At 66.3% G+C, this 17,849-nt stretch carries 13 protein-coding genes and 1 riboswitch; of the genes, 3 read left to right on the forward strand and 10 right to left on the reverse strand.

Going from position 1 to position 17,849, the window contains the following annotated elements; genetic code table 11:
• The first annotated feature begins 159 nt into the window (after positions 1 to 159).
• Complete coding sequence (locus tag LC407_RS16640) at positions 160 to 1,233, forward strand: hypothetical protein (protein ID WP_223483231.1); 1,074 nt, start codon at positions 160 to 162, stop codon at positions 1,231 to 1,233.
• A gap of 62 nt (positions 1,234 to 1,295) precedes the next feature.
• Here LC407_RS16640 and leuB read toward each other — a convergent pair whose 3' ends face one another.
• The 9 genes from leuB to ilvC form a co-directional block, all read right to left on the reverse strand.
• Positions 1,296 to 2,357 carry a 3-isopropylmalate dehydrogenase gene (leuB, locus tag LC407_RS16645; RefSeq protein ID WP_025874144.1) on the reverse strand — a complete coding sequence of 354 codons (1,062 nt, stop codon included), beginning with the start codon at positions 2,355 to 2,357 and terminating at the stop codon, positions 1,296 to 1,298.
• Positions 2,347 to 2,925 (reverse strand): 3-isopropylmalate dehydratase small subunit, encoded by a 579-nt coding sequence (gene leuD, locus LC407_RS16650; RefSeq protein ID WP_025874145.1) that lies wholly within the window; start codon positions 2,923 to 2,925, stop codon positions 2,347 to 2,349. The genes leuB and leuD overlap by 11 nt, the downstream gene beginning before the upstream one ends.
• Positions 2,925 to 4,343, reverse strand: coding sequence for a 3-isopropylmalate dehydratase large subunit (gene leuC / locus LC407_RS16655; RefSeq protein ID WP_025874146.1), 1,419 nt, complete (start codon positions 4,341 to 4,343; stop codon positions 2,925 to 2,927). The genes leuD and leuC overlap by 1 nt, the downstream gene beginning before the upstream one ends.
• Positions 4,344 to 4,402: 59 nt before the next feature.
• Positions 4,403 to 5,182: a class I SAM-dependent methyltransferase gene (locus LC407_RS16660; RefSeq protein WP_025874147.1), complete on the reverse strand. Its 780-nt coding sequence runs from the start codon at positions 5,180 to 5,182 to the stop codon at positions 4,403 to 4,405.
• A gap of 10 nt (positions 5,183 to 5,192) precedes the next feature.
• Entirely contained in the window at positions 5,193 to 6,785 is a 1,593-nt protein-coding gene (locus LC407_RS16665; RefSeq protein WP_223483232.1) for a 2-isopropylmalate synthase, read from the reverse strand.
• Positions 6,782 to 7,873 carry a threonine dehydratase gene (locus tag LC407_RS16670; RefSeq protein WP_025874149.1) on the reverse strand — a complete coding sequence of 364 codons (1,092 nt, stop codon included), beginning with the start codon at positions 7,871 to 7,873 and terminating at the stop codon, positions 6,782 to 6,784. The genes LC407_RS16665 and LC407_RS16670 overlap by 4 nt, the downstream gene beginning before the upstream one ends.
• A gap of 96 nt (positions 7,874 to 7,969) precedes the next feature.
• Positions 7,970 to 8,221, reverse strand: a complete 252-nt coding sequence (locus LC407_RS16675; RefSeq protein ID WP_025874150.1) for an ACT domain-containing protein — start codon at positions 8,219 to 8,221, stop codon at positions 7,970 to 7,972.
• The gene (ilvG, locus tag LC407_RS16680) at positions 8,205 to 9,941 is read right to left on the reverse strand and encodes an acetolactate synthase 2 catalytic subunit (RefSeq protein ID WP_059065039.1); all 1,737 of its coding nucleotides are present in this window, start codon (positions 9,939 to 9,941) and stop codon (positions 8,205 to 8,207) included. The genes LC407_RS16675 and ilvG overlap by 17 nt, the downstream gene beginning before the upstream one ends.
• 37 nt (positions 9,942 to 9,978) lie before the next feature.
• Positions 9,979 to 10,953, reverse strand: coding sequence for a ketol-acid reductoisomerase (gene ilvC / locus LC407_RS16685; RefSeq protein WP_025874152.1), 975 nt, complete (start codon positions 10,951 to 10,953; stop codon positions 9,979 to 9,981).
• A gap of 800 nt (positions 10,954 to 11,753) precedes the next feature.
• On the opposite strand from ilvC, the gene ggt reads away from it, so the two are divergent.
• Positions 11,754 to 13,415 (forward strand): gamma-glutamyltransferase, encoded by a 1,662-nt coding sequence (gene ggt / locus LC407_RS16690; protein WP_223483264.1) that lies wholly within the window; start codon positions 11,754 to 11,756, stop codon positions 13,413 to 13,415.
• A 562-nt stretch (positions 13,416 to 13,977) separates the two neighbouring features.
• Here ggt and LC407_RS16695 read toward each other — a convergent pair.
• On the reverse strand, positions 13,978 to 15,555 hold the full coding sequence (locus LC407_RS16695; protein ID WP_025874154.1) for a BCCT family transporter: 1,578 nt from the start codon (positions 15,553 to 15,555) through the stop codon (positions 13,978 to 13,980).
• Positions 15,556 to 15,802: 247 nt separating this feature from the next.
• Positions 15,803 to 15,904, forward strand: a riboswitch (TPP riboswitch).
• 93 nt (positions 15,905 to 15,997) lie between these two features.
• Between LC407_RS16695 and thiC the strand changes: the two genes are divergently transcribed.
• Entirely contained in the window at positions 15,998 to 17,842 is a 1,845-nt protein-coding gene (gene thiC, locus LC407_RS16700; protein WP_025874155.1) for a phosphomethylpyrimidine synthase ThiC, read from the forward strand.
• Positions 17,843 to 17,849: the final 7 nt, after the last annotated feature.

Consider the following 17,849-nt stretch of genomic DNA (forward strand, 5'->3'; position numbering starts at 1 on the left):
AGACACGCGAGGCTTGGGTTCGCGCAGTAGATCCACGCCATGCGTGGATGCTCTTGGCTTCATCCACGCATGGCGTGGATCTACTGTTGATCCCCAAGTGGACAGCTTCAGGGCGTTCACGGGCACAATAGCGGGCTGTCCCGGGGCCGGAGAGCCTGCATGTTCCCTCGCACGATCCGCGCTTGCGTGCTGATGCTGGTTGCCTGCTGCGGTCATGCCGATGCAGAGCCGGCGCAGACCGAGGCCCTGCGCTTCCAGCAGAACCTGCTCGCCGTGCTCGAATGCCGTGCCAGTGCAGATACCCGGCAGACCGTCGCCAGCACCCTGCGGGCGGCACGCTACGGCGATCCGGCCGGTCACCCGTTGCATCTGCGTGACTGGCATTTCGAGCAGGCCGGAGACGCCGACGCTGCTTCGGTGACGGTCATCGATGTGCCGGTGCCGTTGACCGCGCAGGGCGTCCGGACCCAGCGCGTATTCGCAGACGCGCAGGGGTTGTCCATTGCCATCGATGCTGCAGCGCGTGATCGTATCGTTGCCCGCCATGGCCTGCAGCTGCAGTCGAGCACGCTGCGTGAACCTTTCCGGGTGTGGTCCGCACGATCGGTTGATGGCAACACGTCGGCCCCGTCGATCATGGTGAGCAGCGATGGCGACGGCTATCGGTTGGGATGTACTGCCCAATCTGCCAGCACGCAGGGAACGTTGCCACTGGATCGGCAGCAGCGTGCAGATGCCAATGACCTCACTGCGGCCATCGAGTGCCGTGCCGACGATGCGGCCCTGCGCCGCGTCGGGCGCTTGCTGCAGCAGGTGATGGAACAGCCGCAGGGCGAATGGCCGGCAGAGGTGCGCGCAGTGTCGGCACCCACGCATGCGATCAACGGCACGGTGCTCCCCATCTTCCAGATCGAACTGCAGACGCCGCTGCAGATCCAGGGCATCACCACCGACAAGGTGCTGGCCGCACCGGCCGGCCTGACCGCTGCAGACCTTGGCAGAATCAACGTGGCAAGCGTGTTGCTCGATGCCGGTCTGACAACTGCTCACCAGCAGGCCGGCGTGCAGGTCTGGCAACGCGAAGCGTCGCGCAGCGGCTTGCCTTCAGGCAGCATCCGAATCCATGAACGCGTGGTGGCCAGAGCTGACGACGGCACTATCCTGACCGGATGCAGCAGCTCGCAGATGCGCGCGGCCGCGAGCGATCCGCAGAGCGCGAACATCCCGCACTGAGTGAGTCAGTGCGGGATGCGCAGAGAGAACGGGTACCGGACGCCGTCCGGTACCCCGATCACTCATCCCAGTTTGGCCAGCACCGCGTCGGTGGCCGTCGCCGTGCTCACCGCGTGGCCCTTGGCGGCCAGGTCTGCGGTGAAAACGCCATCGTCCAGCACCGCGTGCACCGCCGCTTCCACCGCTGCTGCTTCGTCTTCCAGCCCCAGCGAATGGCGCAGCAGCATTGCCGCGCTGAAGATCGTCGCGTACGGGTTGGCGATGCCCTTGCCGGCGATGTCCGGTGCCGAGCCGTGGATCGGCTCGTAGATACCCACCGCACCCGGCTCGCCCAGCGATGCCGATGGCAGCAGGCCCAGCGAACCGGCCAGCATCGAGGCCTCATCGGTGAGGATGTCGCCGAACATGTTCTCGGTCACGATCACGTCGTACTCGCGTGGCTTGGCCAGCAGATGCATCGCCATGGAATCGACCAGCTGGTGTTCCAGCGCCACGTCCGGGAATTCCTCGCGGCCGATGCGCGCGGCCACGTCACGCCACAGGCGTGAGGTTTCCAGCACGTTGGCCTTGTCCACCGAAGTGACCTTGCCGCGACGCTGCTGCGCCAACCGGAAGGCACTGCGCAGCACACGCTCGATCTCGGCCACGGTGTAGCGGCACAGATCGCTTGCGCTGTCGGCATCGCGGGTCTTGTCGCCGAAGTAGATGCCACCGGTCAGTTCGCGCACCACGACGAAGTCCACGCCCTGCAGCAGCTCGGCCTTGATCGGCGAGGCGTGGAGTGCGGCTTCATGGGTGCGCACCGGACGCAGGTTGGCATACAGGCCCAGCGCCTTGCGGATCGCCAGCAGGCCCTGTTCCGGGCGGACCTTGGCGTTCGGGTCGGACCACTTCGGCCCGCCCACGGCGCCCAGCAGCACAGCATTGGCGGCCTGGCAGGCGGCCAGGGTCGACGCCGGCAGCGGTTCGCCGTGGCGGTCGATGGCGATGCCACCGATGTCGTGCTCGCTGAAGGTGAAGGTGTGGTTGAAGCGCTTGGCGACGGCGTTCAGAACGGCGACCGCGGCGGCGGCCACTTCCGGGCCGATGCCATCACCGGGCAGGACAACAATTTCAGCGTGCATGCTCACTCTCGTAACGTTCGATTTCAGGGACACGGCCCAACAGATAACCCAGTTGATCGACGCCTTCCAGCAGGCAGGTCTGCGAGAAGCCGTCCAACGGGAAGGAGTAGATGCGGCCATCGGGCGTGCGCAGCTCGCGCGCCGCAATGTCGATGGTCAGCTCATCGTCAGGGCGCTGCATCAGCAGCTGCACGTCGGCCTCGTCCAGTACGATCGGCAGCAGGCCGTTCTTCAGCGAATTGCCGCGGAAGATGTCGGCGATCTCGCTGCTGACGATGGCACGCAGGCCGAGGTCGGTCAGTGCCCACGGCGCATGTTCGCGCGATGAGCCGCAGCCGAAGTTGCGCCCGGCCAGCAGGATGCTGCGGCCGGCATTGTGCGGTTGGTTGAAGGCGAAGTCCGCCACGGGCGAGCCATCGGCCTGCCAGCGCCAGTCGTTGAACGCATTGCGGCCCAGGCCAGCACGTTCGGTGGTGGACAGGAACCGCGCCGGAATGATCTGGTCGGTGTCGATGTTGGTCTGGCGCAGCACCACGCTGGCCGAGCTCAGGGTGCGGAAGCCGCTCATCAGGCCACCTCCTGGGCGAACAGCTCACGGGCATCGGCAACGTGGCCCTGCACCGCGGCCCAGGCAGCACTCATCGGCGAGGCCAACAGGGTGCGCGAGCCCGGGCCTTGGCGGCCCTCGAAATTGCGGTTGCTGGTGCTGACCGCCAGTTGGCCGGGGGCGACCAGGTCGCCATTCATGGCGATGCACATAGAACAGCCCGGTTCGCGCCATTCGGCACCGGCCGCGCGCACGATCTCATGGATGCCTTCGGCCTCGGCCTGGCGCTTGACGATTTCAGAACCAGGCACCACCAGCATGCGCACGCGCTCGGCGATGCGACGGCCACGCAGCACCTGTGCCACTTCGCGCATGTCGCTCAGCCGGCCATTGGTGCAGGAGCCGACGAACACCACGTCCACGGGCGTGCCGGCCAGCGTCTGTCCCGCCTGGAAGTGCATGTAATCCAGGCCCTTCTGCGCGGCGGCATCGTTGGCCGCCGGGATCGGCGCATCCACCGCGATGGCGGTGCCGGGGTGGGTGCCCCAGGTCAGGGTCGGGCGGATATCGGCGGCATCGATGTGCACCTCGCTGTCGAAGCGCGCGCCTTCATCGCTGCGCAGCTGCGTCCAGCGGGCAACGGCAGCGTCGAAGTCGGCGCCCTTGGGGCCGCGCGGCGTATTGGCGACGAAGTCGAACGTCACCTGGTCGGGCGCAACCATGCCGGCGCGTGCACCGGCTTCGATCGACATGTTGCACAGGGTCATGCGCTGTTCCATGTCCATCGCTTCGATGGTGCTGCCGCGGAACTCGATCACGTGCCCGGTGCCACCATTGACGCCGATCACGCCGATGATGTGCAGGACCACGTCCTTGGCGCCGATACCCGGCGCGACCTTGCCATCAACGGTGATCGCCAGCGTCTTCGCCTTGCGCTGCAGCAGGCACTGCGTGGCCAGCACGTGGCCGACTTCGCTGGTGCCGATGCCGAAGGCCAGCGACCCGAATGCGCCGTGGGTGGAGGTGTGGCTGTCGCCGCAGACGATGGTCATGCCCGGCTGGGTGAAGCCCTGTTCCGGTGCGATCACGTGGACGATGCCGCGGTTGTCCGAGGCCATGTCGAACAGTTCGATGCCGTGCTCGGCGCAGTTGCGCGCCAGCATCGCGACCTGTGCTTCGGAGGCGGCACTGGCGTAGGGCAGCGTACCGTCGGCAGCGGCCGGCAGGGTCGGCGTTGAATGGTCCATCGTGGCCTTGGTCCGATCCGGACGGCGCGGCTTCAGGCCACGCTCGCGCAGCTCGGTGAAAGCCTGCGGCGAGGTCACTTCATGGATCAGGTGCAGGTCGATATACAGCACGGCGGGCGCGCTGTCGGTTTCTGGAACCACCACGTGGGCGTCCCACAGTTTGTCGTACAGGGTGCGGGGTGCGGAAGTCATGCGTTTGCCTGGCAGGAGTACGGAGTAACGGGCATCGAAGAGAAAGTAACAGGAGCAGGTCAGCGGCGCCGCGCGAGCACGCGCAGGCGCACATAGTCGGCCAGCGGCTGGCCGGCGGCATTGCGCGGCAGGTCGGCCAGCAGGGCAGTGGCGGCATCGCGCACCGTGGCGCGCGCCTCGGCCGGCAGGTCGTCCAGCAGTGGAGCGGCGAATACCCGCAGCCAGCCGGCAACGCCGGTCGGCAGCGCGGTCGGTCGCGGCAGGCATTCGATCAGCTGCACCTGGAAGCCATGCTGGCGCAGGCGGTCTGCGTAGGCATCGGCGGTGGGGAAGTACCACTGGAATGCGCTGGCACCATGGCCATGGGCGACGCGCGCGGCCTGCACGGCGGCAGTGATCGTGGCCACGTTGCCATGGCCGCCGAACTCGGCGACGAAGCGCCCGCCGGGGCGCAGGGCGCGGCGCACGCCCTCCAGCACGCGATCCGGGTCGGGCATCCAATGCAGGGCTGCGTTGCTGAACACTGCATCGAACGCACGGTCGAAGGCCAGGGCGTGGCCGTCCATCACCTTCGCATCGACGCCCCGCGCACGCGCGGCGATCACCATTTCCGGCGAGGCATCGACGCCCTGCATATGTGCGCCGCTGAGGGCCAGTTCGGTGGTGAGCACGCCATCGCCACAACCCAGGTCGAGAATGCGCTCACCGGCACGCGCATCGAGCAGGCGCGCAACGGCGCCACCGAGGGTCGGCACGAAGCCGGCATCGATCGCATAGTCCTGGGCATTCCACTGCTGGCCAGCGCTGCTGGCGGTGGTTGCGGTGTCGAAGGCGCTCATCTCACATTCCTCAGGCGGTGGCGGTGGCGGTGGCAGGTGATTCAGTACTGATGCCGGCGTTGGCCTGGCGCTGGCGCAGCAGGCGGTTGGCCACGTCCAGCCAGGCCAGCGCGGACGCTTCGATGATGTCCTTGCTGGTACCGGTGCCGTCGTACTCCACGCCCTCGTGGCGCACGCTCAGGTTGGCTTCGCCACGCGCGTCGGCGCCGATACCGACGCTGTGCACGTGGTAGCTGTCCAGCATCAGCTGCACGCCGGTGGCAGCCGACAATGCGCCGAACAGCGCATCGACCGGGCCGTCTCCCTGCGCGGTCTCGGCCACGCGGTTGCCGTCCGGGTCGGACAGTTCGACCAGCGCGTTGGCGCGGCTGCCGACATCGCTGATGGTCATCGAAGCCAGACGGTAGCCCTGGGCATTGGAGCCGCCCTGCATCAGCGTCTGCAGGTCGGCATCGGTGACAACACGCTGCTGCTCGCACAGTCCCTTGAACTGCTCGAACACCAGCTTCAGCTCGTCTTCTTCCAGCCAGAAGCCCAGTGCGCGCAGGCGTGCTTCGACGGCAGCGCGGCCACTGTGGCGGCCCAGCACCATCTGCGAATCTTCCCAGCCCACGTCTTCCGGACGCATGATTTCGTAGGTGCCGCGGTGACGCAGCATGCCGTGCTGATGGATGCCCGACTCATGGGCGAAGGCATTGGCACCCACGATGGCCTTGTTGCGCTGTACCGGCATGCCGACCAGGCGCTGCAGCAGCTGCGAGGTGCCGACGATGCGCGGGGTGTCGATGGCGGTGTCCTGCTCGTAGAAAGCCTGGCGCACCTTCAGCACCATCGCGATCTCTTCCAGCGAGCAGTTGCCGGCGCGCTCACCGATGCCGTTGACGGTGCATTCGACCTGGCGCGCGCCGCCTTCGATGGCGGCCAGCGAGTTGGCCACGGCCAGGCCCAGGTCGTTGTGGCAGTGGGCGCTGAAGATCACGTTGGCTGCGTTCGGCACATCGGCGACGCCAGCGATGACCTGCTGGAACATCGTGCGGATCTCTTCCGGCGTGGTGAAGCCGACGGTGTCGGGCAGGTTGATGGTGGTGGCGCCGGCAGCGATCGCCACGCGCGAGACCTCGATCAGGTAGTCCAGTTCGGTGCGGGTGGCATCCTCGGCGGAGAACTCCACGTCATCGATGTAGGAACGGGCCAGCGCTACGTGCCTGCGTACCGATTCCAGTACCTGCTCGCGGGTCATCCGCAGCTTGTGCTCACGGTGCAGCGGGCTGGTCGACAGGAATACATGCAGGCGCGGGTTGGCAGCGGCTTCCAGCGCACGCGCCGAGGTTTCGATGTCGGCCTGCAGGCAGCGCGACAGCACCGCCAGGCTCAGGCTCGGGCGGCGCAGTTCGCGGCCGATCAGGGCCATCGCTTCGCGGTCGGACTGCGAGCTGGCCGGGAAGCCGGTCTCGATGATGTCCACGCCCAGTTCGTCCAGCGCACGCGCCATCACCAGCTTCTGCGGCGGGCTCATGCTGCAGCCGGGGGACTGCTCGCCGTCACGCAGGGTGGTGTCGAAGATGCGGATGCGCGGGGTGGTAATTCGTTCGATGGTGGTCACAGGGAAATCTCCTCGACAGCGGGTGCGACGGCTTGCAGGGGGGAAGGGGAAGGCGTGGGAAAAGCGGTGGCGGTCGCCTTGCCTGGCGAGCGCGGGGTTTCTGCCCGGCGCCGGCGCGGCTTGCGTGGCGGGCGTGGGCGGATGTCGGTGAGCAGGCCGGCGAGCACGCCGGCGTCGATGTTGCCGCCGGAGACGACCGCGCACTTGCGGCGCCCGGCGACGCGACGGCCGGCGGCCAGTGCCAGCGCACCGGCGCCTTCGGCGATGATGTGTTCTTCCAGTGCCAGCCGCACCAGGGTCTCGCGCAGCTCGGCTTCGCGCACGATCACCACGTCGTCCAGCAGCGAGGTACACAGGCGACGGGTCAGGAAACCGGGGATCTTCACCCGCACGCCATCGGCCAGCGACGGCACGGGATTGATCTCGCGCACGTCGCCGCGGATCGCGCGGGCCATCGAATCGACTCCCTCGACCTGCGCGCCGACGATGCGCACGCCCTGCGATTTCAGCGCCAGGGCGACGCCGGATGCCAGGCCGCCACCGCCGATCGGTACGATCACCACGTCCGGCGCGTGTGCGGCCAGCTCGATGCCGACGGTGCCCTGGCCGGCGATGACATCGGCATCGTCGAAGGCGGACAGGAAGCGGTAGCCGTGGCGCTGCGCCAGTTCGACGGCGAACGCATAGGCCTCGTCATAGCTGTTGCCGTGCTGTCGCACCGTTGCACCCCAATGGGCGACGCCAGCGATCTTGGTGGCCGGTGCGCCATGCGGCATCACGGTGATGGCTGGCACATCCAGGCGATAGGCGGCCCAGGCCACGCCCTGGGCGTGGTTGCCGGCCGAGGCGCAGATCACCGGCCGGGTATCGCCACGTTCGCGGGCGGCCAGCAGGGCATTTAGCGCGCCGCGCACCTTGTACGAGCCGGTGCGCTGCAGGTTTTCCAGCTTCAGCCAGGTGCCGAAGCGCTCGGCATGATGCAGCGGCGTGGGCGGCAGGAAGCGGCGCAGGCGGGCCTGCGCAGCCAGTACGTCGGCAACGGTTACGTCGCCGACATCGCTTTCCTTGCTGGCGTCAGCGGCCGGCATGGGCCACCAGCAGGGTGTTGCCGACCACCGCATGCGGGCACGGGCGGCGAAGAAGACGCCTCCGTACCGGCACCGTGTTGCAAACGGTACGGGCGTTCATGCGGATGCTCCTTCCAGTGCGGTCATCTGCACCGAAACGCAGTCGTAGATCTTTTCCATCTGCCGGCACAGCGTTTCCGGCGGGCGCTGGCTGTCCACCACCAGTTGCAGGTGCCAACGGCCATCATCGGCGGCTACCGGCGCACCGGTGATCGCGCGCGGCGCGAAACCGCGGCGTTCGGCCATGCCGATCACGCGCAGCAGCGCGCCCTCGGCCGGTTGCAGCACCAGGTCAAGCCGGTATTGCATTGGGGATCTCCTGGCGTGCATGTGCAGGGTTGCTTTCCAGCATGGTGCTGTTGGCGGTATTGGGCGGTACCAGCGGCCACACGTTCGCGCGTGCATCGATGGCCACGTGCAGCAGGGCCGGGCCGGGTTCGGCCAGCAGCGCGGCCAGGCCACCCTCGACGTCATCACGTGCATCGATGCGCGTGGCCGCGATGCCGAATACCTTGGCCAGGGCGACGAAGTCCGGGTTGTCGGACAGGTCGATCTCGCTGTAACGCTCGGCAAAGAACAGTTCCTGCCACTGCCGCACCATGCCCAGCGAACTGTTGTCCAGCAGGATGATCTTCACCGGCAGGCGGCAGCGGGCGATGGTCGCCAGCTCCTGCACGTTCATCATGAAGCTGCCATCTCCGGACACCAGCACCACCGTGCGCTCGGGGCAGGCGAACTGCGCGCCCATCGCCGCCGGCAGGCCGAAGCCCATCGTGCCCAGTGCACCGCTGGTCAGGTGGTTGCGCGGATGAGTGAAGCGGCAGTGCTGCGCAACCCACATCTGGTGCTGGCCGACGTCGCAGGCGACCACCGTATCGGCCGGCGCCAGTTCGCTCAGGCGCTTCAGCAGCGCCGGGGCGTAGATGTGCTGGCCGGGTGCGTCGTAGCGCGCGGCGAAACGATCGCGATGCTGGGCGCAGCGCTTGCGCCATGCGTCCTGGTGGGCCTTGGGGGAGGGGAAGGCCGCACGCAGGGCGCGGATGGCGTGGCCGACGTTGCCGGGCACGGCGACATCGGCGCTGCGCAGCTTGGAGATCTCGTACGCATCGGCATCGATGTGCACCACGCGGGCAAACGGTGCGAACTCGGCCAGCTTGCCGGTCGCCCGATCATCGAAGCGCGCACCCAGCACCAGCAGCAGATCGCTTTCCTGCACGGCCATGTTCGCCGCGCGGGTGCCGTGCATGCCCAGCATGCCCAGCGACTGCGGGTGCTGGGGAGGCAGCGCGCCCAGCCCACGCAGGGTCATCACGGTGGGGATGGCGCTGGCTTCGACGAATTCGCGCAGGTCCTGCACGGCATCGCCCAAGGCGATGCCACCACCGGCGTAGACCACCGGCTTCTCGGCCGCCGCCAGAGCCGCGATGGCCTCGGCGATGGCCGCGTCGGCGGGGGCCGGCGGCGGTTCCACATTGGCTGGCACATGCGCCGGCAGGTGGCTGGCATCGGCCAGCTGCACGTCCTTGGGCAGATCGATCAGCACCGGGCCGGGACGGCCTTCGCGGGCGATGCGGAAAGCATCGGCCACCACGCGCGGCAGGTCATCGACGCTGCGCACCAGCCAGCTGTGCTTGACGATCGGCATCGTCAGGCCGAACACGTCCAGTTCCTGGAACGCATCGGTGCCCAGCAGCGGCGTGGCGACCTGGCCGGTGATGCAGACCATCGGCACCGAATCGAGCATCGCATCGGCGATGCCGGTGACCAGGTTCGACGCGCCCGGACCGGAGGTCGCCACGCAGACGCCGACCTGGCCACTGGCGCGCGCAAAGCCGTTGGCGGCCAGTGCCGCGCCCTGCTCATGGCGCACCAGGATGTGCTTCAGCGACGAATCCACCAGCGCGTCGTAGAACGGCATGATGGTGCCGCCCGGATAGCCGAACAGCGTACGGACACCCTCGGCCTCCAGCGCCTGGGTCAGCCAGCGCGCGCCGTTGGGCGGCGCGCTGCGGTGTGTGGGAGAGTTCATGGGGGAACCTTGCAGAGCGGGTGGGGGTGCCGCGTTGTTACGCGGCTTGACCTTGCAACCAGACCATCTTGGCGCGCAGTTCCTTGCCTACCTTCTCGATCGGGTGCTCCAGGTCGGCCTGCTTGAACTTGTTGTAGTTCGGCAGGCCCGCTTCGTACTCGGCCACCCAGTTCTTGGTGAAGGTGCCGTCCTGGATGTCCTTCAGCACTTCCTTCATGCGCGCCTTGGTACCGGCGTCGATCACCCGCGGGCCGCTGACGTAGTCGCCGTACTGCGCGGTCTCGGAGATGAACTCCAGCATCCGCGAGATGCCGCCTTCGTAGAACAGGTCGACGATCAGCTTCAGTTCGTGCAGCACTTCGTAGTAGGCGATTTCCGGCTGGTAACCGGCTTCGACCAGCGTCTCGAAGCCCGCCTGCACCAGTGCCGAAGCGCCGCCGCACAGCACCGCCTGCTCGCCGAACAGATCGGTTTCGGTTTCTTCCTTGAAGGTGGTCTGGATCAGGTTGGCGCGCGCACCACCCAGGCCGGCCGCATAGGCGAGCGCGTACTCGGCGGCCTTGCCGCTCTTGTCCTGGTAGACCGCCCAGATGCATGGCACACCGCGGCCGATTTCATATTCGCGACGGACCAGTGCACCCGGGCCCTTCGGTGCGACCAGCACGACGTCCAGGTCTTCGCGCGGCTTGATCATGTCGAAGTGCACGTTCAGACCATGCGCGAACAGCAGCACCGCGCCCTGCTTCATGTTCGACGCCAGCACGTCCTCGTACAGCTTCTTCTGCACCATGTCCGGGGTCAGTACCGCGACCAGGTCGGCATCCTTCACCGCATCGGCCGGTGCCTTCACGGTGAAGCCATCGGCCTGTGCCTTGACCTCGGTGGGGCCGCCCGGACGCAGGCCTACCACCACATCGAAGCCGGATTCACGCAGGTTCAGCGCGTGCGCGCGGCCCTGGCTGCCGTAGCCGATGACGGCGATCTTGGTCTGGGGCAGTTCGTTGGTGCTCATGGGGGAGGTTCCTTGCGGGTGGGAAGAAAAAAGACGGCCGGCAGTCGAAGCGACGTACCGGCCGGTCAGGGAAAAGCGGGGAGGGCAGCGCCGCGCATCGCACAGGTACTGCCACCACGAGAGTTCGTGGTGCAGCAGGTCCAAGTTGTGGAGGAGGCGGTGGTCATGGTGGTTGCGTCTGAAACCAGGTCCTGAAATGAAAAAACCCGCACCTGGGCGGGTGCGGGTTTTTAAAGAGTTCCGGTGTGTTTGTTGCTTACACGCTGGCTCGTCCCGCACCTGTTGGTTGGGTAATAAGTACGAGCACAAGAATCGAACGCAGCGAGGCGGCGCCGGTATCGGCGGCTTCGATGTGGGTTCGCGGTGGTGTGTTGTGATGCAACATGTGATCGAGAAAACCACAGCCATTTCCGCTGTGTCAACCCTCGCAGCACTATTTCCGTCAGTTTCCGCTGCATGCAGTGCAATCGCTTGTGGCGCAAGGATGGTTGCTGCTGAAAGTGTTTCGGTGAACCCGAATTCACTCTTTTCAACGGGTTTTTTGCGCGGATTCCGGCGATACCAGCTGCGCTCGCCGGGTCGTGCAGCGCCCCGTGTGCCGCGGGAGGTTCCGCGCGCATTGCGAAGCGTTCGTGGCAATGGCGTCCGTGGCTCCATGAGGCGCCCCATGACCTATGCCCGATGGCCCCCGGTCGCGGTAGCGGCGAAGATCGGGTCACCACCCCTTCCCTCGGAACCTGACCGTGTCCCGACGTCTTGCCCGTTCCCTGCTGGCAGCTGCCGTGCTGGCTGCCGTGCCCATGCTGTCCCAGGCCGCCGACCGCATTACCGGCCACACCTTCGCCACCCGTTCGGAGGTGATCGCCCCGCATGCGATGGCCGCCACCTCGCAGCCGCTGGCTACCCAGATCGCGCTGGACGTGATGAAGGCCGGTGGCTCAGCCGTCGATGCCGCCATTGCGGCCAACGCAGCGCTGGGGTTGATGGAGCCGACTGGCAATGGCGTCGGCGGCGACCTGTTCGCCATCGTGTGGGACCCGAAGACGCAGAAGCTCTACGGCTACAACGGCTCGGGCCGTTCGCCGAAGTCACTCACTCTGGCCGAGTTCCAGCGCCGTGGCCTGAAGGAGATCCCCGCGACCGGCCCGCTGCCGGTATCGGTGCCGGGCGCGGTTGATGGCTGGTTCGCGCTGCACGAGCGCTTCGGCCGCAAGCCGATGGCCGACAACCTGGCCCCGGCCATCCGCTACGCGCGCGACGGTCATCCCGTTGCCGAAGTGATTGCCTATTACTGGGATCGCTCGGTGCCGAAGCTGTCGCAGTATCCGGGTTTCAAGGAACAGTTCACGATCGATGGCCACGCGCCGCGCAAGGGCGAGATGTGGAAGAACCCCAACCTTGCCGACACCCTGCAGAAGATTGCCGACGGCGGCCGTGATGCCTTCTACAAGGGCGACATCGCCCATACCATCGGCGATTACTTCAAGAAGAACGGCGGCTACCTGAGCTACCAGGACATGGCCGACCATCATGGCGAGTGGGTCGAGCCGGTCAGCAGCAACTACCGCGGCTACGACGTGTGGGAGCTGCCGCCCAACAGCCAGGGCATCGCCGCGCTGCAGATCCTCAACGTACTGGAAGGCTACGACTTCTCGAAGATTCCGTTCGGCTCACCCGAGCACGTGCATCTGTTCGTGGAAGCCAAGAAGCTGGCCTTCGCCGACCGTGCGCGCTTCTACGCCGACATGGCGTTCCAGCCCGCGCCGATACAGAAGCTGATTTCCAAGGAGTACGCAGCGCAGCGTCGCGCGCTGATTTCGATGGACAAGGCGCTGAAGGAAGTGCAGCCGGGCACGCCCAAGCAGCTGGAAGAGGGCGACACGATCTACATGACCGTGGCCGATGCCGACGGCATGATGGTGTCACTGATCCAGTCCAACTACCGCGGCATGGGCAGCGGCATGGCCCCGCCGGGGCTGGGCTTCATCCTGCAGGATCGCGGCGAGATGTTCGTGCTGCAGAAGAACCATCCCAACGGTTACGCACCGGGCAAGCGTCCCTTCCAGACCATCATTCCGGCCTTCATCACCAAGGGCGGCAAGCCTTATGCAAGTTTCGGCGTGATGGGCGGTGCGATGCAGCCGCAGGGGCACGCACAGATCGTGATGAACCTGGTGGACTTCGGCATGAACCTGCAGGAGGCCGGTGATGCCCCCCGCATCCAGCATGAGGGATCGACCGAACCGACCGGGCAGGCGACGGCGATGACTGATGGTGGCGAGGTCAATCTGGAAACCGGGTTCCCGTACGAGACGGTGCGGGCGCTGATGCGCAAGGGGCACCGGGTGGTGTTCGCCGATGGTCCATATGGTGGTTATCAGGCGATCCAGCGTGATCCGGAAACCGGCGTGTATTACGGCGCGTCGGAGAGCCGCAAGGACGGGCAGGCGGCGGGCTACTGAGGTTCCCCGGCCAACGGGCTGAGCCCCCTCTGCGGTGGGTTAAGAAGCGGGATCGCTTGTTGGGCCGGGCGGGTGGGCTGGTCGGGGGACGCCGTGAATCCGTCCCTGGAGGCTTGGCAGCCGCATCCATGCGGCTGACACCCCCGCCCAGCCCACCCACCCGGCGCCTGACAGTTTCCTGCGGCGGCCACCGCAGGAAGAGAAAGAAGAAGATCAAAAGCAAAAGCAACAACAACAGCCGCGTGCTGATGGTTGGGGTCGGATCCGTTTCCCTTTGGAAAACGGATCCGACCCCTTCTTGTTTTCCGATACACCTTCATCCACGCATGGCGTGGATCCACCAACCGTCACCGGGAAATTGTCGGAGGCGGGGAGGGGGCCGATGGCGGGACCGTCCACGGCATGGATGCCGTGGCCGAGCCTACAGGGACGTACTTGCGGCGTGTCCCGCCATCGGCCCCCTCCCTGCCAGGCAAGCAACAGCCCAGAGCCGCCTCGGCTTTTGAAGTTGCACTTGCAGTTGCTTGAAAGAAGCGGTGCAGCCGCAGGCTGCAAAACACCCTCAATCCTGATCCTGCGCGCGTGCCGCCTCCGCCTGGGTCTCTTCCTGCGCCGCCATCTCGCGTGCGATCCACGCATCGATCATGCGTCGCTGGCGCTGCGCCTGCCGCCGCTCGCGCGTGTACTCCTGGTCCAGCACCCGGTACAGCGACACCATCACCAGCACCATCAGCAGCGCGAACGGCAACGCCGCAATCGTGATCATGCCCTGCAACGCATCCAGCCCGCCCGCCAGCAGCAATGCCGCCGCAATCAACGCTACCGCGATGCCCCACGCCAGCTTGCGCTTCAGCGGCGGATCCCCGGCTTCGTCGGTGGACATGCTGGCCAGTACCAGCACCGCCGAATCGGCCGAGGTCACGAAGAAGATCATCAACAGCACCAACGCCACCGCCGACAGCATCAGCGACGCCGGCAGGCTGTCGAACAGGGTGAACAGCACCGTCTCATAGCCATTGCCCAGTGCCTGCACAAGGTCGGCGTGGCCGAAGATCTGCGCCCACAATGCCGTTCCCCCGAACACGGCGAACCAGAAGAAGCCCAGCAGGGTCGGTGCCAACACCACGCCGATCACGAACTCGCGCACGCTGCGGCCGCGCGAGATGCGCGCGATGAAGGAACCCACGAACGGGGCCCACGAAATCCACCAGGCCCAGTAGAAGATCGTCCAGTCGGCCACCCACGTGCTGCCGGAGAACGGCGACATGCGCAGGCTCATGGTCACCAGCTGGTTGAGGTAGGAACCCAGCGTGGTGGTGAACGTATCGAAGATGAAGCCAGTCGGCCCCAGCACAAGTACGGTCGCGGCCAGCAATGCAGCCAGTGCCAGGTTGAAGTTGGAGAGCCACTTCACGCCGCGCTCCACACCGCTGGCGGTCGAGGCCATGTACAGCACGAAGGCAATGGCGATGATGGTCATCTGCACCGGTACAGTCGCCTGCAGGCCAAATACGCGCTCCACGCCTGCAGCGATCTGGATGGTGCCGAAGCCGAGCGTCGTCGCCACGCCGATCGCCGTGGCGACCACCGCCGCGATGTTGACGACACGGCCGATCCAGCCGCGATGGTGGCGGCCGATGATCGGCTGCAGCATATCGCTGACCAGCCCCCGTCCATTGCGGTTGAACTGGAACCAGGCCATCGCCAGGCCGATCAGTGCATAGATCGCCCACGGATGCAGGCCCCAGTGGAAAAACGCATAGCGCATCGATGCACGCGCGGCATCCATGCTCTGTGGCGCAATGCCTTCCGGTGGCTTGGTGAAGTGTGAGATCGGCTCGGCCGCGCCCCAGAACACCAGGCCGATGCCCATGCCGGCGGCGAACAGCATCGACATCCAGCTGGCGCGCGAAAATTCGGGTTCGGCGTCTTCGCCACCGATGCGCAGGTTGCCGAAGCGGCCGAAGGCCAGGTACATCAGGAACACCAGCGCCAGGAACACCACCAGCAGGTACAGCCAACCGACGCTGCGGATGACATCAGCCAGCGCCGCCTGCACGACGGTATTGAAGGGACCGGGCGCGAGGCCGGCCAGCAGCACCAGGGCAAGCACCAGTGCGATGGAAATGCGAAACACCATGAAGGAGCTTCTCCGATCAAGGGATTGAGGGGAGCGAGCGAAAGCTTGCAGGGAGTAGGCCGGCGACAGTGTGCGCGCACCGGACAGGCACCGCGATGGCGGCAGGGAAAGCGCCACGTGCAACGGTGCGGCGCGCGTGCACGTTACTGAATGCGACGTCACGGTTCTGTTAACGCGGGTGCGGCAGATCTGCGCCCTGCGTGGATGAACGGCCAGGAGGTCGAGTGGTTTCTATGCTCTAATGCCCACCAAGAAGCGGGGGTACCGCGGCCTTGTGGCCACGGTTGAGATAGTCCCTTGGAACCTGATCCGGCTCATACCGGCGTAGGGAAGCTTTGCAATGCAGCCGTACCCGGAACCTGCCCAGGGAGCGCCTTGGTGCCGTCCGTGCGCGGTGGCAGTGCGCCGCCGCTTCGTCCCTGACCTTCCTGGACGATGCCCGATGAACGCACAGCTCTCCGCCCTGCAGCAACAGGCCCAGCAACTCTCCGAATCCGTGACCCGGCCCATTCCCGGCTCGCGCAAGATCCACGTGCCTGGCTCGCGCCCGGACCTGCAGGTGCCGATGCGCGAGATCGCGCTGACCCGCACGCCGACCGTGTTCGGCGGCGAAGAGAACGCACCGGTCACCGTCTACGACACCTCCGGCCCGTACACCGATCCGGACGTGCGCATCGACCTGTCCGCGGGCCTGCCGGCACTGCGGCGTGGCTGGGTGGAGGAGCGCAACGACACCGAGCAGCTCGACGGCCTCAGCTCCTCGTTCGGCCGCGCGCGCGAACATGATCCGAAGCTGGACCCGGTGCGTTTTCCCGCGCGCAGCCTGCCACGTCGCGCGCGGGCCGGCGCCAACGTCACCCAGATGCACTATGCGCGCCGCGGCATCATCACCCCGGAAATGGAATTCGTGGCAATCCGCGAGAACCAGCGGCTGGAAGCGATCCGCGATGCCGCACTGCTGCAGCAGCATCCTGGCGAGGCATTCGGTGCGTCGATCCAGCAGATCATCACCCCGGAATTCGTGCGCGAGGAAATCGCCCGCGGCCGTGCGGTGCTGCCCAACAACATCAATCACCCGGAAAGCGAGCCGATGATCATCGGCCGCAACTTCCTGACCAAGATCAACGCCAACATCGGCAACAGCGCGGTGTCCTCGGGCATTGCAGAGGAAGTGGAAAAGCTGGTGTGGGCGATCCGCTGGGGCGGCGACACGGTGATGGACCTGTCAACCGGCAAGCACATCCATGAAACGCGCGAATGGATCATCCGCAATTCGCCGGTGGCGATCGGTACGGTGCCGATCTACCAGGCGCTGGAGAAGGTCGATGGCCGCGCCGAAGCGCTGACCTGGGAGATCTTCCGCGACACCCTGATCGAACAGGCAGAGCAGGGCGTGGACTACTTCACCATCCATGCCGGGGTGCTGCTGCGCTATGTGCCACTCACCGCCAGGCGGGTTACCGGCATCGTCAGCCGCGGCGGTTCGATCATGGCCAAGTGGTGCCTGGCCCACCACAAGGAAAACTTCCTCTACACGCATTTCGAAGACATCTGCGAAATCATGAAGGCCTACGACGTGACCTTCTCGCTGGGTGATGGCCTGCGTCCTGGCTGCATCGCCGATGCCAACGATGCGGCGCAGTTCGGCGAGCTGGAGACGCTGGGCGAGTTGACGAAGATTGCGTGGAAGCACGACGTGCAGACCATGATCGAAGGCCCCGGCCATGTGCCGATGCAGCTGATCAAGGAAAACATGGACAAGCAGCTGCGCGAGTGCGGCGAGGCGCCGTTCTACACGCTTGGCCCGCTGACCACCGACATCGCACCGGGCTACGACCACATCACCAGCGCGATCGGTGCGGCGATGATCGGTTGGTTCGGCACTGCCATGCTCTGCTACGTCACGCCGAAGGAGCATCTGGGCCTGCCCAACCGGCAGGACGTGCGCGACGGCATCATGGCCTATCGCATCGCCGCCCATGCTGCTGACCTGGCCAAGGGGCATCCGGGTGCGCAGGTGCGTGACAACGCGCTGAGCAAGGCACGCTTCGAATTCCGCTGGGAAGACCAGTTCCACCTCGGCCTGGACCCGGAGAAGGCCAAGGAATTCCACGACGAGACCCTGCCCAAGGACGCGCACAAGCTGGCCCACTTCTGTTCGATGTGCGGCCCGCATTTCTGTTCGATGAAGATCACCCAGGACGTGCGCGAGTACGCCGAGAAGGGCATGCAGGAAAAGTCCGAGCAGTTCCGGGCGGCCGGCGCCGAGGTGTACCAGCAGGGCTGATCGCAGA

The organism is Stenotrophomonas sp. OVS01A, assembly GCF_019969775.1.
Lineage (GTDB): Bacteria > Pseudomonadota > Gammaproteobacteria > Xanthomonadales > Xanthomonadaceae > Stenotrophomonas > Stenotrophomonas indicatrix.

Excerpts from the sequence above, each read along its gene's own strand:
- ggt (WP_223483264.1), top strand. The coding sequence starts at position 11,754 with ATGCTGTCCCAGGCCGCCGACCGCATTACCGGCCACACCTTCGCCACC.
- LC407_RS16640 (WP_223483231.1), top strand. The coding sequence starts at position 160 with ATGTTCCCTCGCACGATCCGCGCTTGCGTGCTGATGCTGGTTGCCTGC.
- ilvC (WP_025874152.1), bottom strand. The coding sequence starts at position 10,953 with ATGAGCACCAACGAACTGCCCCAGACCAAGATCGCCGTCATCGGCTAC.
- LC407_RS16670 (WP_025874149.1), bottom strand. The coding sequence starts at position 7,873 with ATGCCGGCCGCTGACGCCAGCAAGGAAAGCGATGTCGGCGACGTAACC.
- leuD (WP_025874145.1), bottom strand. The coding sequence starts at position 2,925 with ATGAGCGGCTTCCGCACCCTGAGCTCGGCCAGCGTGGTGCTGCGCCAG.
- LC407_RS16695 (WP_025874154.1), bottom strand. The coding sequence starts at position 15,555 with ATGGTGTTTCGCATTTCCATCGCACTGGTGCTTGCCCTGGTGCTGCTG.
- ilvG (WP_059065039.1), bottom strand. The coding sequence starts at position 9,941 with ATGAACTCTCCCACACACCGCAGCGCGCCGCCCAACGGCGCGCGCTGG.
- leuB (WP_025874144.1), bottom strand. The coding sequence starts at position 2,357 with ATGCACGCTGAAATTGTTGTCCTGCCCGGTGATGGCATCGGCCCGGAA.
- leuC (WP_025874146.1), bottom strand. The coding sequence starts at position 4,343 with ATGACTTCCGCACCCCGCACCCTGTACGACAAACTGTGGGACGCCCAC.
- thiC (WP_025874155.1), top strand. The coding sequence starts at position 15,998 with ATGAACGCACAGCTCTCCGCCCTGCAGCAACAGGCCCAGCAACTCTCC.
- LC407_RS16660 (WP_025874147.1), bottom strand. The coding sequence starts at position 5,182 with ATGAGCGCCTTCGACACCGCAACCACCGCCAGCAGCGCTGGCCAGCAG.
- LC407_RS16675 (WP_025874150.1), bottom strand. The coding sequence starts at position 8,221 with ATGCAATACCGGCTTGACCTGGTGCTGCAACCGGCCGAGGGCGCGCTG.